Source organism: Bacillus sp. 103mf (genome assembly GCF_900116295.1).
GTDB lineage: Bacteria > Bacillota > Bacilli > Bacillales > Bacillaceae_G > Bacillus_A > Bacillus_A bruguierae.
Window position 1 is genome coordinate 1 of record NZ_FPAF01000046.1, and the last position, 1,072, is coordinate 1,072.

A 1,072-nucleotide genomic window follows, 5' to 3' on the forward strand; every position below is an offset into this window, starting at 1 on the left:
GGCTAAATACTACCTAGTGATCGATAGTGAACCAGTACCGTGAGGGAAAGGTGAAAAGCACCCCGGAAGGGGAGTGAAAGAGATCCTGAAACCGTGTGCCTACAAATAGTCAGAGCCCGTTAACGGGTGATGGCGTGCCTTTTGTAGAATGAACCGGCGAGTTACGATCCCGTGCGAGGTTAAGCTGAAGAGGCGGAGCCGTAGCGAAAGCGAGTCTGAATAGGGCGTTTAGTACGTGGTCGTAGACCCGAAACCAGGTGATCTACCCATGTCCAGGGTGAAGTTCAGGTAACACTGAATGGAGGCCCGAACCCACGCACGTTGAAAAGTGCGGGGATGAGGTGTGGGTAGCGGAGAAATTCCAATCGAACCTGGAGATAGCTGGTTCTCCCCGAAATAGCTTTAGGGCTAGCCTTAAGTGTAAGAGTCTTGGAGGTAGAGCACTGATTGGACTAGGGGTCCCCATCGGATTACCGAATTCAGTCAAACTCCGAATGCCAATGACTTATCCTTAGGAGTCAGACTGCGAGTGATAAGATCCGTAGTCAAAAGGGAAACAGCCCAGACCGCCAGCTAAGGTCCCAAAGTGTGTATTAAGTGGAAAAGGATGTGGAGTTGCTTAGACAACTAGGATGTTGGCTTAGAAGCAGCCACCATTTAAAGAGTGCGTAATAGCTCACTAGTCGAGTGACTCTGCGCCGAAAATGTACCGGGGCTAAATACACCACCGAAGCTGCGGATTGATACCTATGGTATCAGTGGTAGGGGAGCGTTCTAAGTGCTGTGAAGTCAGATCGTAAGGACTGGTGGAGCGCTTAGAAGTGAGAATGCCGGTATGAGTAGCGAAAGACGGGTGAGAATCCCGTCCACCGAATGCCTAAGGTTTCCTGAGGAAGGCTCGTCCGCTCAGGGTTAGTCAGGACCTAAGCCGAGGCCGACAGGCGTAGGCGATGGACAACAGGTTGATATTCCTGTACCACCTCTTTATCGTTTGAGCAATGGAGGGACGCAGAAGGATAGAAGAAGCGTGCGATTGGTTGAGCACGTCCAAGCAGTTAGGCTGGTAAGTAGG

The 1,072-nt window shown here is 51.2% G+C and carries 1 rRNA gene; it reads left to right on the plus strand.

Features of this window, described 5'->3' with window-relative positions:
- A 23S ribosomal RNA gene (locus BM350_RS25925) occupies window positions 1-1,072 on the plus strand; the annotation flags it as partial.